Annotated in this window: 11 protein-coding genes; all 11 read right to left on the reverse strand. The window is 60.7% G+C overall.

Annotated features, from left to right (window positions below):
- Nucleotides 1-13: 13 nt before the first annotated feature.
- Nucleotides 14-970, reverse strand: a complete 957-nt coding sequence (locus tag VF694_RS00575) for a pentapeptide repeat-containing protein (RefSeq protein ID WP_440163521.1) — start codon at nt 968-970, stop codon at nt 14-16.
- Nucleotides 967-3,468, reverse strand: coding sequence for a DUF2169 domain-containing protein (locus tag VF694_RS00580; RefSeq protein ID WP_440163522.1), 2,502 nt, complete (start codon nt 3,466-3,468; stop codon nt 967-969). Before VF694_RS00580 ends, VF694_RS00575 begins: the two co-directional genes overlap by 4 nt.
- 13 nt (nt 3,469-3,481) lie before the next feature.
- A complete protein-coding gene (gene tssI, locus VF694_RS00585; RefSeq protein ID WP_059317612.1) occupies nt 3,482-6,367 on the reverse strand; it encodes a type VI secretion system tip protein TssI/VgrG in 2,886 nt (961 codons plus the stop codon).
- A 3-nt stretch (nt 6,368-6,370) separates the two neighbouring features.
- Nucleotides 6,371-9,052 carry a type VI secretion system ATPase TssH gene (tssH, locus tag VF694_RS00590; RefSeq protein WP_440163523.1) on the reverse strand — a complete coding sequence of 894 codons (2,682 nt, stop codon included), beginning with the start codon at nt 9,050-9,052 and terminating at the stop codon, nt 6,371-6,373.
- Nucleotides 9,039-10,067, reverse strand: coding sequence for a type VI secretion system baseplate subunit TssG (gene tssG, locus VF694_RS00595; RefSeq protein ID WP_336579486.1), 1,029 nt, complete (start codon nt 10,065-10,067; stop codon nt 9,039-9,041). The genes tssH and tssG overlap by 14 nt, the downstream gene beginning before the upstream one ends.
- A complete protein-coding gene (gene tssF / locus VF694_RS00600; RefSeq protein ID WP_094196780.1) occupies nt 10,031-11,749 on the reverse strand; it encodes a type VI secretion system baseplate subunit TssF in 1,719 nt (572 codons plus the stop codon). Before tssF ends, tssG begins: the two co-directional genes overlap by 37 nt.
- A 40-nt stretch (nt 11,750-11,789) precedes the next feature.
- Complete coding sequence (gene tssE, locus VF694_RS00605; RefSeq protein WP_003799822.1) at nt 11,790-12,209, reverse strand: type VI secretion system baseplate subunit TssE; 420 nt, start codon at nt 12,207-12,209, stop codon at nt 11,790-11,792.
- Between the two features lie 12 nt (nt 12,210-12,221).
- Nucleotides 12,222-12,707: an Hcp family type VI secretion system effector gene (locus VF694_RS00610; RefSeq protein WP_003799821.1), complete on the reverse strand. Its 486-nt coding sequence runs from the start codon at nt 12,705-12,707 to the stop codon at nt 12,222-12,224.
- 143 nt (nt 12,708-12,850) lie between these two features.
- Entirely contained in the window at nt 12,851-14,338 is a 1,488-nt protein-coding gene (tssC, locus tag VF694_RS00615; RefSeq protein WP_003799819.1) for a type VI secretion system contractile sheath large subunit, read from the reverse strand.
- 2 nt (nt 14,339-14,340) lie between these two features.
- A complete protein-coding gene (gene tssB, locus VF694_RS00620; protein WP_003799817.1) occupies nt 14,341-14,844 on the reverse strand; it encodes a type VI secretion system contractile sheath small subunit in 504 nt (167 codons plus the stop codon).
- Nucleotides 14,845-14,882: 38 nt separating this feature from the next.
- Nucleotides 14,883-16,310, reverse strand: a complete 1,428-nt coding sequence (locus tag VF694_RS00625) for a TssA family type VI secretion system protein (RefSeq protein WP_003799815.1) — start codon at nt 16,308-16,310, stop codon at nt 14,883-14,885.
- Nucleotide 16,311: the final 1 nt, after the last annotated feature.

The following is a 16,311-nucleotide window of genomic DNA, read 5'->3' on the forward strand; positions in this document are numbered from 1 at the left end:
CTGCATCTCCTTTTTATAGAGCCGACAAAGTCCAGCGCGCGTCGGCACGCCAGCGCTCGGCCTGCAGGCGGGGGATATCGTCACCCTGCAGGTCTTGCTTGTCACAGCCATCCCAGCACACCTGATGCAGATCGGCTCCGTGTACGCGCATGCCTTTGGCCTGCGCGCGGCTCAGATCAGCCCCTTGCAAACGCGCATAGCTCACATCGGCATATTCCAGACAGGCGCCCGACAGGCAGAGCCCCTGCGCATGCGTATGCCCCAGTCTGGCCTGAGCCAGATGAGCTCCGCGCGCACTGGCCTGCGGCAAGCGTGCATAATTGAATATGGCCCCCTCCAGACGGGCCCCGTCCAGGCAGGCTCCATCCAGCGTGCTGTAAGCCAGCGACAGAAACGGAGCCACAATCTGCGACAGGTCGGCTCGCTCCAGATCACAATGCTCAAACGCACATTGTTCGAAACGGCCTTGTGCCAGATGCGCGTGCGCCAGACTGGTGCGACGCACCTGAACCTGAAACCACTGCGCGGCCACCGCCTGCAAGCCAGCCGCCTCACAATCCATCCATAAGGCCGGCCCGATTTGCTCGGGCAGGCGCAAGCCCCTCAGATCGCAGTGTTGCCAGGTCACGCCGTGCATGAGTGCCTGACTAGCCTGCACCTGGCTCAAATTGCACTGCAGCCACCAGCCATCGTCCAAAGAGGCCGCGCTCAAATCCGCGCCGCTGAAATCGCAGCGCTCAAAGTGCGCCCGGCTCAGTGCGGCCCCGCTCAAGCGCGCCCCCTGGAACTGGCAGTCGACCAGCACCGCATCCGATAAATCACAGGCGCTCAGATCGGCACCGCGCAGGTTCAATCCGTCCGCCCGCAAACCGTCGAATTTCAAACCACTATATTGACCGCCGGACAAATCCAGATCTCGAATTGGGCCCTGCTCGATCAGGGCCAGCAACTGCTCTGCACTCAAACTCATCGTGATTTACCTCCTTGTGTGTGTCGGGCCCAGTCAGGCAAATGGCCTAGCAGCGCCCCTTCCAAGTCCACGCTACGCACTGTGGCACTGCCCAGTTGCGCTCCGTACAGATTGGCTCCACGCCAATCGGTTTGGTCAATCAAGGCGTAATCAAACGCCGCATCCAGAAAATTGGCGCCAGGCCAGCGCGCTCCTGTCCAATTCACTTCTTTGAAAATGCTTCGTGCAGCTTGCACCTGCCAGCCCGTCGCAGCGCGTAAATCGCAGATCTGTAAAAAAGCATCGCTCAGATCAGCCTGGTCGAAGCGGCTGCCGCCCAAGTCACTGTCCTGCATACTGGCCCCCCGCATATCGGCAGACCGCATATCGGCCTCACGCAAGATGCAGCCACTGTCCAAGCGCACATCGGCCATCTGCGCGCCCACCCAGTCCACAGCGTGGCCCTGCGCGCCGGAAAAAGTGGCGCCCCGTAATACCGCTTGCGAGAAACACGCCCGATCCAGCGTGCATTGCGACAGATCAGCGCCATCCAACTGTGCGGCATGCCAATTACTGCCTGCCAGACGGCAACTCGTCATTCCCAGGCGCTCGGCCTGTGCCTGGGCAAAGCCGCCACCTTCCAGCGAACAGTTTTCCCATTGCCCAGCAGCCAGTCGGGCCGCGCTCAGAACAACGCCCTGCAAATCACAGTTCTGTAAACGAGCACCGGTCAGATTCAATGCATCGATCCTTTTGCCCGCCAAAATGCATGCTTCCAACACGGCGCCGCTCAGATCGGCTCCGTCGAGCTCCACACCCCGCAGATCCAGCCCCATCAGATGACACCCGCGCAGGCTATGGCCCGCCTGTCGGTGGGCATGAAACTGCTCCAGCGTGTCGATAAACTGCTGCGGTGCTCCTTGAGCAGCCAACCCAGCCTGCAACACGGCCAGCTCGGCAGCCAGACTGTCCAGACGCTGATCCATTTCGGCCAACTCAGCGTGCAGGCTGGTCCCTTGCTCCTCCAAGGCATCAAAGGCGGAAGGCGGCACATCGGCCCAACCGGCCTTGGCAGCCCGTATCTCGGCCAGCATGTCCACTGGTCCGGAGGTCGAGGGGGCGCGAGGTAATTGCGCCAGCGCCAGCAAGGGCTTTTCATCCAGCTCCAGACGCGTGGCCACGTCCTTGACCTGCGCCAGCAACTGGTCCTGTCCCTGTTGCAAGGCATGTTCGATGCTTTGCAGCGGATCGCTATCCCCGGCCTTTTCGCTCAGAACCAGAGCGGCCAAAGGTGCAATGCGCGGCAAGGAAACCGGGCTATACGGAGCCAGACGTTCTTCCATATCCGCAATCCAGGCATTGCCCTGCGCTCGACCTTGCTCCAGGCTGTCCTGCAACTGGGCCAGGATCTGCGGGTCCGCCTGCGACGCGTCGGCCATCTGCGGCAGGTCGCCCAACGGCTCCATCTCTTTGTCCTGCGGTGTTTCGTGCGCCATACCCTGCGCACCAGCGGCTGCATGCAGCGCTGTCCAACGTGCCTGCAGATCAGGCAGGCTGCCAGCCGGCTCGTGCGCGTACTCGGTAAAGACTGCCGCAGCGGCAACATCGGCCGCATCGGCACGCTGGACCGGGATGCTGGCCCGATACAGCATCAGGACACGTTCATCTTGAGGAAACAGCCACACCGTATCCAGATCAAGGACCGCCTCCTCAATCCGTTCACTCCCTTTTCTGCGCAGCAGCAAACGGGGGCGCAGGCCTGGCAGGCGGCCCGACACTTCCGGTCGTTGCGGATGCATCCCCTGCACACGCCAGGACTCCGTGCCTTGCCAGTAACCATCCCGTACCTGATCCTGAGGAAAAGCATCGAACAATCGCGGATCAGTATCATCAGGCAGCCAGGGAAAGCGCTCTTTCTCCCAGCGTTCATCCACCGTCCCCACCCAACGCATGCGTGAGCCAGCGCCAGCGGGCAGACGCGTCAATATCGCCGGCCCCCATCGGTCAGCCGGCGAAAGCACCGGCGTATCCGGATGTTCGGTATGAGGCAGCAAGACACCCTGCGCCTGCTCCGGGTCTTTCAACCACCCGCAACCGTATGGGTTTTCGTTGTAGCCTGCGCCACCATACGCCTGGCGCAAGGTCAAGGGCAGCGACTGAAACGGCTCGGCAGCACTGGCACGCCAACCTGCCAGCGTGTGTTGCCAGCGACGCGTGCCATGCACATGGAGGGTTTTTTGCAAGTGGCCCAATTGGACCTGGACCGCCATGGCCGTCGTGTGCTGCCCAGGGGGCGCCCAGGCCTGTCCCGCTACGCCATAACTGCCCCGTGTCTTTTTCAAACCCGCATCAAAGGCCTCATCCGGAAAATGCGCCAGCAACCACGGCCAGGCCTGGGCTTCGGGCAGGCATCCGCCCGCTTGCCAGACATAGCCCAAGGTCACCACCCAGCGCGCTTGCCCTGCCTGGGCATGGTAGGCCTGCATCAGCAGCACATCATCGGGTTTGTCGATATCCATAGGGGCAATGTTCCTAATTGAGCTTCACAATGCCGTTGGCCTTGATATTGACCGAGGCCGTGCCATTGATGCGTACGTTCTGGCCGGCCACATCAATCATGGGAGCCTTCATGTAAACCACCGTGTCTTTCACCTTGAGCTGCCCCGTCATGGACATGGATTCCAAAATCACACCGGCATTACCCGCTTTAATCACGACCTGAGCCTTGCTGATCTTGATCTTGGAGATCAGGACTTCCCAGGACAGCAAAGACGTGGGCGCTCCAGTTACGGTGGCATTGCCAGCGACCAGCGTATCGATTCCTCCGGTTCCCACGACATACTTGATTGTGCGGCTGGTCAGCGAGTAGGCATTGGCCACCGTAATGGACTGCTTGCCATAGGTGCCCTCCATATCCACCACCTTGGTGCTTTGACTGCGCACCACCCGTTTCTCGGCCCCCAGGATGATCTTCTTCTCATCGCCTTTGGTAATGCGGCTCTGATCGCTCAACTCGACTTTGGTGTAGTCGCGCAGATCCAGCTCCTTGGAGCCGCTATACTTGATCCCCACGCTATAGCCCACGGTAATGCTGCTTTTGAGCGAGGCTGAGGCACTGACTTCCGCGCCCAGCGACGTGGATATCTTGATGGGATTGACATTCAGCAGCGAAATATCCAGCACCTTTTCCGGTGCCTTGAGGTAGGACAGATCAACCCAGCCATCGGTCCCTTCCTTGACCTTCTTGGCCGATTGATTGATCTCATCCATCAGTTCTTTGAACTTTTCGCTGGACGTTTTTTCCTTCTTTGCCTCCGTCGTATCCTTCTTGTCTCCGGTATCCTCGCCCGCTGCCTCCCCTTCTTTTTTGGGTTCCTCAGATACGGACTTGCCTTGCTCGAGCCTGTCCAAAGCGCTATCTAGTTTGGCCAGCAGGGCTTGCAACTGCTTTAAGGCCCCATCCAGATCAGGCTGCCCGCCTGCCGTGGCCTGCGCATTCTTTTGCAGTTGGGCCAACATCTGCGCCAACAGCGCCCGTTTGGCCTCCAGGGCTTTCATCTGCACGGGCGCGGTAGCCGTCGGCAAGCTGGCCTCCTCTTCCAGAAAGTCGGCCATGGCCTGATTCTGTGCCTGCTTTAGGCGTTCGCGCGGTTCGGGATCGGTATCAACATTGCCCTTGTTGCCCACTTCCAGGTGGTAAACACCAGGCACTTGTTGAATGAACGAGCGTCCCAGCAGGCCCATATGCCCCTGTGTACTCAGACGCACGCCCGAGCGATGGGGGCTGGCCGGGTCCGCGCCCAGATGGAAAGTGCTCCCCAGCGTAGGCGAGGACAAACGCGTATGCTGGGCGCCCAGTCTGTCCTCGAACTCCAGAGCATTCTGACCGGCCGTGCGCAAGCCCGGCTGAGTCGCCGTATCCTGATTGCGAATGCTAGGATTTTCTTCGTTTGGAATGGCCGAAACAATCACCGGCCGGTCCGGGTCGCCGCCCAGAAACGACACCAGCACCTCCGTTCCCTTGAGCAAAGGAAAATTCATGCCATGCTGGCTGCCCGCATACGGCGTGGCCATGCGCACCCAGGCGGAGTTGCCACCATCGGGGCGATTCGCATCGACAGGGGCAAACAAAAAGCGTATGCGGTAACAACCGTGCTCGTTGATCTGGGCATATTCGCCCTGGCCTTCGGCCACGACGATCGCGCTCAAGAAGCCAACCACACGGGGCTTGGGAGTGACGCGCGCCGGGCGAAATTGACGCACCTCGGGCAGCACCGTCAAGGAAGCCTGATAAAAAACCTGCTCATGCCCCGCCGCACCACTTTGGCGCGGCAAGGGCTGGCGCCCCTCGTGGCGCAGCGCAATCACAAAGTAGCGCTGGTTGAAATCGTGGCGGAAATGCTCATGCAACTGCACGGGATAACCGGCCCGTACTCCCGGCGCCAAAGCCACACCCTGAAAACGACTACGCTGGCAGGCAATTTCTTCGGCACGCAAGCTCGCCATGCGCTCGCCATCGTCCTGCTTGCTGAAGTGGGCCCCATAGATCTCCACACTTCCCACGCCATCGAACCTGTCTTGTGGCGGCTGCCCCTGCGGGTCGATAGCCGCTTTCATGGTCAGATTCAATGAAGGCTGGCTAACCGAGAAATCCCGCAGCACCACCGAGCGCGGCGACACACTCAGCGCATGATCGAAACGCGAAACCCCAATCCGATTCTGTTCACCGCTCAAGGCACCGGCCGGTCGCCAATACAGGGGGACAGCCTGCCGAGGCTGGTCCGTGCGCTCATGACCAAACACCAGAATTTCATGGTCTGCGCCCTGTTCGAACCAGTAGTAGACGCCCTCGTGCTCCAGTCGCCGCGAGAGAAAGTCCAGGCTGCTCTCCTCGAACTGACAAATAAACGCAGTGCGCGTCGCCATCAACAGGTCGGAGGACAAACGCAGGCAATACTGCGCGCCGGCATCCTGGGCTGGCTCGCCTTGCCGGCTCAGGCCGCACTGCGCCAGTACCATGCGAATGATGGTGCCCAGATCAGGTTTACCGCCTGCCTGTGCATCGGCTTCCATATAGACTCGCGACAGGCGAAACATGCGCAGCAGCGCCATTTGCGGCTCAAGCACGGCTCGATAATGGGCAAAGCCATCATCACGATGCGTCTGCCGCAATTCGGTAATAATGCCGTGCCAGGGCAGCCAACGCTCCTGCGCATCAAGCACGCTCAAGGTAGCACGCGCTCCCAGCAGTTCTTCCAGATCGATATCGTCGCGTGCGGAGGCCAGCTCGATCTCGAAACGATAAGGCCGCGACACGGCCTCCTCGCCGGACCAGCGCGTCACCAGAAAAAGGTCAGGATCGGCCAGGCCACAACGGAAGCTGGCCAAGGCCTGTTCGGTATCGTAGTCATTGAGCATGCCTTAGCTCCCCATCCGTATCACCCAGGGCTGCGATGCCTGCGGGCCCACATCTACACTCAAGGCGGTCGAGCCATCACCGTCGGCCATCCAGGCCAACACCCGGTCAGACAGCGCCGGCAACAGGCTCTTGCGCAAAATAAAGTCGATATTGCGCGCGCCACTGTCTACCTCGGTACAACGCGCCGCAATGGCCTGAGCAACTGCGGGGGTAAATTCCAGACTCAACCCATTGCTAACTTGCAAGCGCTGCACGATGCGAGCCAGTTTTATCTGCACAATCTGCGCCAAAGCCTCATCCGACAGCGTGCCGTAGGGCACCACCGTCATGCGCGCCAGCAGAGCCGGCTTGAAATGCTGCGACAGTGTCGGGCGGATACGCTCGGCCAGTTCATCAGTCTGCGGCGGGGGGGTCTCGGCCCGGGCGGCCGTCACGATGTCGGTGGCCAGATTGCTGGTCAGGAAAATGACCGTATTGGAAAAGTCGATCAGCCGACCTTCGCCATCGGCCAGCGAGCCTTTGTCAAACACCTGATAAAACAGATTGACCACATCCAGATGAGCCTTTTCCACCTCGTCCAGCAGCACCACACTGTAGGGCCGTTTTCTGACAGCCTCGGTCAGCACGCCGCCTTCGCCATAGCCCACGTAGCCGGGAGGTGAGCCGACCAGCCGGCTGACAGTGTGTTTTTCCTGAAATTCGCTCATATTGATGGTGGTCAGCGCCTGCTCACCGCCGAACATCTCATCGGCCACCGCCAGCGCTGTTTCTGTCTTGCCCACCCCCGAAGGACCGACCAACAGAAACACGCCCAGCGGCTGGCGCGGATCGCGCAAGCCGGACTGCGCCGCCTTAAGCACCTGGGCTATCTGCGCGAGGGCCTCATCCTGACCCCGGATGCGCTGACACAACTGCCCCGCCAGGCCCTGCACGGCACTGGCCCCATCGCGCTGCATCTTGCCCAGTGGCACGCCGGTCCAGTCCGAGACCACCTGCGCGACCGTATCGGGCCCGACCTCCGTAAACAAGAGAGGGGCATCGCCCTGCAGGCGGCACAATTGCTCGCGCGCCTGGCTCAACGCCTGGGTCAAATCCTCGGGCGACAAGTCCGGTTCCACCGCCGCATCACCGTGTTCAGGTCCGGCCTTGTCGGGGTCTGCCTGCAAGCGGGCCAGACGCTGCCGCAAATCCAGGACCTGCTCGGCAGCTGCCCGTTCGGCCTGCCAGCGTTCGACCAGCGCATCCAGATCCTGTTGGTCCTGCTGCACGTGTGCATCGATCTGCTCAAGACGCGCCGCCTCGATACGATGACCGTGCGCCTGATCGCGTTCCAGGGCCTCACGCTCGCGGGCCAAACCCGCCAGACGACGTTCTATCCGCTCCACCCCGGCAGGCTTGACTCCTAGACTGATACGCACGCGGGCTGCTGCCGTATCCAATAAATCCACAGCCTTGTCCGGCAACTGTCGACCCGTGATGTAGCGCTCCGACAAGGTGGCTGCAGCCTGCAAGGCATCGTCGCGCACGCTCACACCATGCACCGCCTCGTAGCGGCTCTTGAGCCCACGCAGTATCTGCACCGCCGTGGCACTGTCAGGCTCGTCCAGTCGAATCAATTGAAACCGCCGCGTCAGGGCCGGATCGCGCTCGAAATACTTCTTGTACTCGGCCCAGGTGGTCGCGGCAATGGTGCGCAGCTCACCACGCGCCAAGGCCGGTTTGAGCAGATTGGCGGCATCGCTGCCACCGCTGGCGCCACCGGCGCCAATCAGCATATGCGCCTCGTCGACAAACAAGATAATGGGCTGCGGTGAGGCCTTGATGGCATCAATCACACCACGTAGCCGTTGCTCAAACTCCCCCTTGACGCTCGCCCCGGCCTCCAGCAGCCCCAGGTCCAGGCCCAGCAAGCGGGTACCGCGTAAAAACTCCGGCACATCGCCTTGCTCGATGCGCAAGGCCAGCCCCTCGACCACCGCTGTCTTGCCCACGCCGGGTTCACCCACGCAAATGGGGTTGTTCTTGCGACGACGCGCCAGAATGTCGATCATCTGGCGGATCTCATCGTCACGCCCGAATACCGGATCTATCTCACCGCGCGCCGCCTTGGCGGTGTAATCTTCGCAAAACCGCGCCAGTGCGCTATCAGCGGCCGAGGTCGCCGTGGGCGGTGCCCCCTTGGACGCGTCGAGCGGCTCGTAAGCCTGCTCAGCCGACGCCCCGGTCCAGGCGGCAAACTGCTTGTGCAATTGCTCACTGGAGAGGGCACGCAAACTCTCGCCCCACGGTGTACCTGCGGCGTAATAACCCAGCCGCATCAACAAGGCCAGCAACACGGCACCACTACGCACATGGCGGGCCCCCAGATTGACCGAGGCGACCAGCCAGCTATCTTGCAAGCACTCCGTCAGCATGGGCGAGAACACCGGGCGCCCCGGATTGCCGCTTTTGAAGCGTGCCAGTGCATCCTCCAATTGGGCGGCCAGTCGCAGGCTATCAATCTGGCTCTGGGCCAGAATGTGTGCCAGATCGCTGCCCGTCTCGCTCAGCAGGCGATGCAACAGGTGCTCAATGCTGATTTCATAATGCCCCCGTGCCAGGGTCAGGCCTGCGGCAGACTCCACGGCCGCTGTGCACAAGGGATTGAGCCTGGCAAACAAAGGCTTTAAGTCAACGAGCATCATGATCATCGTTCTCCGCAGTAAAAAGATTCAAGCCGAAACGCACCGGCCGCTCGGCCAGTACGCGGCTACGGCCTTGGCCCAGCCATGTATTGCATCCCAGCCGCTGCCAACCCCGGCCCAGACAGGCCCCCTGGCGCTGCTGCGGCTCCAGCCACAACTGCAGCTCACACTGCAGCGGAGCCTGTAAATACCAGGCCACGGTGCGGCTGACCCGATCAAACAAGGGCGCACCCGGCAATAAGTCGTGAAACAACTCGGCCTGCAAAGGGCCAATTTCGATATCGGCATTGCCGGCGCAATCGAGCACCTGTTCGCCCAGCACACTGTCCTCACCCAAACTACAGGCCTGTCCGCCCAAGCGGCTGCGATAGACCGGGGCAATGCGGACAAAGCGCGGTGCACAGGGGTGGACCCGCACCGGCAAGCCCCCCAACAAACCTGCCAACAGGCTTTGCAAACCCAAGGCGGAACGTGACTTCATGCCCAGATTGCCGGCAAAAGGCAGGAGCGCCTGCGCATCATCCTGGCGCTCAGGCGTCTCACGCAGCCCTACCAGGGCATATAGCTGGCGCAGGCGCTGGCCGTCACGACGCTCGTGCACAGCCAGCCAGATGCGATACTTTTCCCAAGCCTGATACAGCAGCGGATAAAGCGCCGCATGCACAATGTCGATAAAGTCGCGGCGGGCCGAATATCCCTGCATCGCCTCTTGAATCAGGTCCTCGGTATAAAACGTGGGCAGCGGCGAGGTCACCCCATACAAGCCAAAGAAATTGGCTTCAATATGAAAACGGCCATCGACACCGCGTTCGACCTTGGCCAGATCCGACTCGGGGAATGCCAATGTCAGTGCCGGCCGAATACGCACGCGCTCGCGCAAGGCCGCATCGTCGCCCAGATGCTGGCGCAGCAAACGCGCCGCCTGGAAAAAGCTGTATTGGGGGGCCTGGGCCTGCAAATCCTGCAGCAGCCCAGCCTCTACAACAGGCGTTGCTGACCGATTTGCGCTGGCCATTGCAGCGTCTCCCCATGGACCGTGTCATGCAGCGTCAAGGCGATGAAGGTATTCATCGTGGCGCAGCCGGACAAAAATTCGTTCAAGACAGAACCGAACAGATACAGGCTGCCGGGACCTGAGAAATGATCTCCTGCGCACTCGATGCGAACCGTACTGCCCTGCACAGGCATGCCGCGCACCATGCGCCGCTGGCTTTGCACCTGCACCTGCTGAATAGATTCGATCTGGCGCAATCCGGCGGCCCGCTGCCCGGACTCCCCGCGTTGCTCGGGCAGATACAGCAACAGCAATTTGCGCAGACTCTCGGCGCTGGACAGCGCCATCTGATTGGCCTGCATGTGCGAGAGCACGCGCCAGAGCAAATCCTGCGCCAGATAGGGTTCGCGATAGGAGGTGACCCCGGTGATGTTGGAGAAGGTCACCCGCACCGGCGACCGGTCGGTCGCCTCGCAGATCTCGCCCAGGCGCAGATCATCCGGCCCGCTGCCGTCTGTGCAGCTCAGGCGCAAGGACAGGACCTGCTCACCGTCTTGCGCCAGCCCAGCGCCTGGCAAGCTTAAATAATGCTCACAACCCGAGCCCAGTGCCGAGGCACGTACGCGAATGTGATAGGACTGGGCGCCCGGCACACAGTCGCTGGCCGGCTGATAGCCTTGTTCCAGCCCATCCGCACTGCGTAGGTCCACCCGGTCCACACTGTAAATCTGAGCACCCTGACGCCCCGTGACTGGCCGGATACGATATTCCGGCTGCCGGTGATCCACGTACAAGGGCTGGCCATCCAGGGGGTACAAGTTGACGGCCGGGCTCGCATGCAAGACAAAATTGTCCACACTGACCTCAGGAGCCCAGTCGGGCAGACGGTCAAACTCAAAACGCAACACCAGCCGCGTCCCCTGGCGGGCACGCCAGCGCTCCAGTCCCTTTAGTTCCAGAAAACGCAGCTTTTCAGGCAGGGCAAAATATTCATGCAAAATGCGCCAGGCCGGATGCGCGCCTGCCGGCCAGGGTAATAAAGGATAGGCGGGGTCAAAGCCAAACGGACGCAGACACGCCGGCTCCAGCCGCACCATGCTGCCTTGGGGCGAGCCGACATAGATGGCGCGCGTGTCACGCATAAGAATTCGAAACAAGCCGCTGGCCACCGTCTCGCTGCCGCCCAGCCACAGCCGTAACGAGTTCCCTTCCCATTGAGCGGCATCCAAGCCTGTCAGAGCCAGTTCCAGCACCAGCGCCGGCACCTGACTGGCGCGCTGACCTGCATCCCAATAGGCGTGTTCCAGACGCAAAGGCTCAACAGCGACCGGATAAATCGCATTGAATACCGCGCGTTCACCGCGCTCGCCGGAAGAGGAAAAAGTCGTACCGACCGGCACCTGCAAGGTTTCACCGGTCACGCTGCGCGGACTGTACTGCATGATGGTCATGCACGGCACCGGCCGCAGGAACTGCGGAAACATCAGTTGCGCCAGACTTTGCACAAACTCAGGAAAATCGTCGTCCAGACGCTGGCGCACAAGCCCCGTCATGAAGGCCACACCTTCGAGCAGACGCTCTACATCCGCATCGACCGCGGCCGCACTGCCCAGCAAGGGGGCCAGAGCGGGATTGCGACGCCCAAACTCCGCGGCCAAGGAGCGCAGATTATGCAGTTCCTGTTCGTAGTATCGATTCAACATTCCCATTTCCCTGGAGCACACGCAATGGCCAACACGTTTGTCATTGCGCTTGCAACGACACCCGGCCAGACGAGGAGATTGACGTAGCCAGCCGTATTGGCAGCTCGTGGTCGTCTACCTGCACCAGACCTTCGAGCGAAAAGCTCAAGGACAGCACTTCACTGCCCTGCTCGCTGACCTGCACTTTGGGCGCTTTCAGGCGCGGCTCGTAGCGTTCGATCATGCGGGTGATACTGTCGATGATCTCGCGCGTGGACCCGCTGCTAAAGGAGCCGGCCAGATTGGTGAAATCCGGCACCCCGAACTCCGGGTCCAGTGGCACGCTGCCGCGCCGGGTATTGAGGATGCGCTGCAGATGCTCGCGTATCGAGACCACCAGCACCTGGGCACGCGTGGCCTGGGTCTGGATCTGTCCCGTCTCCAGCGCAGCAATGCGCTCCAGCAGACGCAACTCGCGCATCCCTTTTCCCTCTTACTTTGGTGTGAGCCAGGAGTCTTCGGCCTCGATGCCGTCCGGCTCCCAGGTCCAGACGATTTTTTCGTAGGTCAGGGCGATGTCTTCCATGTGGCCGAACTGGCGGTTCTCGGGAGCCAGGCAGTTAGGGACCCAGGTGCGCGAGCTGGTGACGACGGCCTTTTCCAGGCGAATCGTGTAGTACTTTTCTTCCGTGCCCTTGGGGCTAATACGGTAAAACTCCAGCTCGACTTTGCTCAGTTGTTCGCCCGAGCACTGTGCCTGGAAGATCTTGGGCGAGGACTTGTCGATTTCCTTGGTCAAGGTAATACCCAGGTGCTGGCGCTTGCCCGAGGGCAGGCCCGTCTGGGGGCTCTTGGGCAGTTCAATACGATGATCGACGGCCTGGATCAGAATCTTGCCGCTGTGACCCTGAACTTCGCAGGACCCTTCGATCTTGCCCTGGGTTTCGCCTTCAAGCGTGAGATAGCATGGCATAGGCATGGTAAATTACTCCTGTTGTTAACTGACTGTGTGATGACTTAAGCAGTAGTTGCCAATACCGGGTACACCACGACGTCTGGCTGGCGTCGCGCCGGTGCCTCAAGGCGGCGATCCTGTGTCAGCAGGATCGCCCGCCCTCAAACTCAGTTTTTGTCCAGCTTGCCCACCAGCGACAAGGTGAACGATGCGCCCATGTACTTGAAGTGCGGACGCACTTTCAAGCCCACGCGGTACCAGCCTGGATCGCCTTCCACATCCGAAACGGTCACCTCGGCCTGTCGCAAAGGCCGACGGCTGCGTACACCCGCGCTCGGGTTATCCATATCGGCCACGTACTGACGAATCCACTCGTTCAGTTCGGCTTCCAGGTCATTGCGCTCTTTCCAGGTGCCGATGTTCTCGCGCTGGATCACCTTGATGTAGTGCGCCAGACGGCTCACCACATAGATGTAAGGCAGTTGCGTGCCCAGCTTGTAGTTGGTCTCGGCCACCTTGCCTTCTTTGTTGTTGCCAAAGAACTTGGGCTTTTGCGAGGAATTGGCCGAAAAGAAGGCCGCATTGTCCGTGTTCTTGCGCATGGTCAGGGCGATAAAGCCTTGTTCGGCCAACTCGAATTCGCGTCGTTCGGAGATCAGCACTTCGGTCGGGATCTTGGTCTGGGTCTCGCCCATGGCCTCGTAGTTGTAAATAGGCAGATCCTCGACCGCCCCGCCGCCTTGCGGACCGATGATGTTGGCGCACCAGCGATAACGTGCAAAGCTGTCGGCCAGTCGGTCTGCAAACGCAAAGGCCGCATTGCCCCACAGAAAGTTCTGATTGCCGCCCGACACATCTTCGTTGTAATTGAAGGTCTTGGCCGGTACCGTGTCCTCGCCATAAGGCACGCGCAGCAGAAAATGCGGCAAGGTCAGGCCCACGAAGCGGGCGTCATCGGACTGACGAAATGAATTCCACTTGGTAAATTGCGGGCCTTCAAAAACCGCACTCAGATCTTTCAGATTGGGCAGTGCCGAGTAATTGTCCACGCCAAAAAACTGCGGTCCGGCCGATGCAATGAAGGGCGCGTGCGCCATGGCCGACACGCTGGCCAAGGACTGCAGCAGCTTGATGTCCTGGGTGCCGGGACCAAATTCGTAATTGCCGATGATCGAACCAAACGGCTGACCACCGAACTGTCCGAATTCCGCCGTGTAGACAGCGGTATACAAGCCCGAGCGGGTGATATCGGTGGCATCCTCAAAGTCTTCCAGCAGCGCCTGCTTGGACACATTCAGAATGGCCAGCTTGTTGTTCTCACGAAAATCCGTGCGATCGACCAGAAATTTCAGCCCTGTCCAGGCCGACTCCAGACGTTGGAAATCGGCATGGTGCAAAATCTGGTCCACCTGACGGCACAGTTTGCGATCCAGATTGGCGATCATTTCATCGATCAGGCCCTGGCTGATCTTCTCGCTTTGGCGACCTGGCTCAAGCAGCTCGGCTACAAAGGCTTCCAGCCCCTGGCGGGTAATGGCATAGGCCTCATCATCAGGACGCAGGCGAGTCGATTCAATCAGCTCATCGAGCAGCGAGCCGCCTTCCTGGGCGCCTTGCGCAGTCTGAGCCTGCTGTTCCGGTGTGTTTGCAGTCATGTTTATTCCCCTTGCTTGTCCTGTACGCCCAACTCAGCCAGCAGACGCTGACGCGTGCCTTCGTCCTGTACCAGTCCCTGCAGACGCTTGCGAAAATCAGGCAGATTGCCCAGTGGCCCTTTCAATGCCTTGAGTGCGTCGCGCAAGGCAATCAACTGGCGCAGTTCGGGCACCTGATCGACCAGCGCATCGGGCTGAAAGTCGCGCATGGACTCAAACCGCAGGTCCACAGTCAGTTGATCGTCCGGCCCGGCCTGCTCATTGAGCTTGTCCTGCACCAGCAAGGTCAGCGACAGATTCTGGGCCTTGAGCACGTCGTTGAACGTATCCTTGTCCACGCTGACCGGCGTACGCGCATCCAGGGGCGTACTGTCTTCGCGCAAGGTAAAGTCGCCCAGCACTAACTGGCGAAACGGCAGCTCCACCTGCTCCTGGGCATCACCCGTGGCGGGTTTGTACACAATATTGACGCGCTCTTTGGGGGCGACGGAACCATCAGCAGCCATGTCGGTTTCTCCTGTTTAGAAAATCGGGGTCTGTTCTTTCATCGGGCGCGCATCAGTTGCTCGCCACCCGTCTTTAACCGCGCCAACGCTCCATCCAGCAAGCGTCGCGCAGCTTCGGCCTCGGCTCCAGCCGCCATGACCAGAGAGGTCAGGCCAAACACATCCAATCCTTCACCGTCCCGCGCCGTCTCTGTAGGCGGTTCGGCATGGCCAGCGGCCGGTGCAGGCTCAGTCACCCGCGTCCCGGACGCGGTCAGCCACGCACGCGTCTGCTCATCGGCAAAGGGACGCCCATCGCTAAAAGCCAAGCGCTCCAGCCCCGGTAAACGCTGCAAGATCGCTTGCGTTTCGATCAGAATGGTTTGCGCACCGGGCTGTCCCTGAGGCAAAGCCTGCGCCGCCTGATAGGACAGGCGGTTCAAATCCAGCCAGAAACGCATGCGTCCCAGGCGCGACTCTGCAAAGCGCAATATCGCCGCCGGGTCCTGGGCTTCGCTCAGGCGCTCCAGCACTGCCAAGTCCGCGACAGGCGGCGGAGCAACACGCGTCACCCCTTCCTGGGCATGCGGCAAGGTATCCAGAAACAGCCAGGCGCTTTGCCGGTTCAACCGCAGCAGCCAGGCCGTAGCCAATAGTGCATCGTCCAGAGTCAGCAAAGACTCCTGGATCGTCGCGACGCTTTGCTCTACATAGCGCTCGGCCGCGACCACGTCGCTTAGCGTTGCAGCAGCGATGGCAAGGGCCTTGTCGCTCACGGAATCAGGCGCCACCTCAGAGTGCACAGGCTGAGCGACTTCTTTGGCTACACGTACCGGGGCGGCCGTCTGGGTCGCTACCGCAGGCTCGTCCTGAGCCGGTTCAGAACGCGGGAAATCAGGAACAGGCGTTTCAGACGAAGTCTGTGCATCAGGGGCCTCGCTCTGGGCGGTCGGCAACAACTCTCCCAGACGCTTGCCTAAACGCCACCACGCCGGCGGTTCATCGTCTTTAGCCTGCCAGAACGCATCCAGCTCATCACACAGGGCAAGAACCTCGTCGCGTTGCTGCGAATCCAATCCCTCTGTGTCCCAATCGGGCTCGGACAATACTGCGTCACATTCGTCCAGCAGCCATTGCACCTGATTGCGCCGGCCACGAATGCGTGCCGCAGGCGGACTCATGACGTCCCAGTACACCGTATGCAGATCGCGGATCACCTGCAGTCCAGCTGCCAGACCACGCGTACCGTACTCATGCAACCAGGCTGCGCACAACCACACCCCGGCACTCAAATCCTTGCCCTCTTTATCCAGTACCTGAGTTGCCAGAGAGGCGACCAGTGACCAGTCCACCGGCGTAGCGGCATGCATGTCCACACGCTTTCCGACTTCAGCCTGAAGCGACGCAAATGTCTCACCGTCACGCGGCATGTGCCCATGAGTGAGTGTTTCATTGATGGCCCGTACGCCTAGCTGCTTGTCCAACATC

The sequence above is a fragment of the Alcaligenes sp. Lyrl_28 genome (genome assembly GCF_051948705.1).
GTDB lineage: Bacteria > Pseudomonadota > Gammaproteobacteria > Burkholderiales > Burkholderiaceae_B > Alcaligenes > Alcaligenes ammonioxydans.

Coding starts and splice junctions, on each gene's coding strand:
- VF694_RS00575 (WP_440163521.1), bottom strand. CDS start 970: ATGAGTTTGAGTGCAGAGCAGTTGCTGGCCCTGATCGAGCAGGGCCCA.
- VF694_RS00580 (WP_440163522.1), bottom strand. CDS start 3,468: ATGGATATCGACAAACCCGATGATGTGCTGCTGATGCAGGCCTACCAT.
- tssI (WP_059317612.1), bottom strand. CDS start 6,367: ATGCTCAATGACTACGATACCGAACAGGCCTTGGCCAGCTTCCGTTGT.
- tssH (WP_440163523.1), bottom strand. CDS start 9,052: ATGATGCTCGTTGACTTAAAGCCTTTGTTTGCCAGGCTCAATCCCTTG.
- tssG (WP_336579486.1), bottom strand. CDS start 10,067: ATGGCCAGCGCAAATCGGTCAGCAACGCCTGTTGTAGAGGCTGGGCTG.
- tssF (WP_094196780.1), bottom strand. CDS start 11,749: ATGTTGAATCGATACTACGAACAGGAACTGCATAATCTGCGCTCCTTG.
- tssE (WP_003799822.1), bottom strand. CDS start 12,209: ATGCGCGAGTTGCGTCTGCTGGAGCGCATTGCTGCGCTGGAGACGGGA.
- VF694_RS00610 (WP_003799821.1), bottom strand. CDS start 12,707: ATGCCTATGCCATGCTATCTCACGCTTGAAGGCGAAACCCAGGGCAAG.
- tssC (WP_003799819.1), bottom strand. CDS start 14,338: ATGACTGCAAACACACCGGAACAGCAGGCTCAGACTGCGCAAGGCGCC.
- tssB (WP_003799817.1), bottom strand. CDS start 14,844: ATGGCTGCTGATGGTTCCGTCGCCCCCAAAGAGCGCGTCAATATTGTG.
- VF694_RS00625 (WP_003799815.1), bottom strand. CDS start 16,310: ATGTTGGACAAGCAGCTAGGCGTACGGGCCATCAATGAAACACTCACT.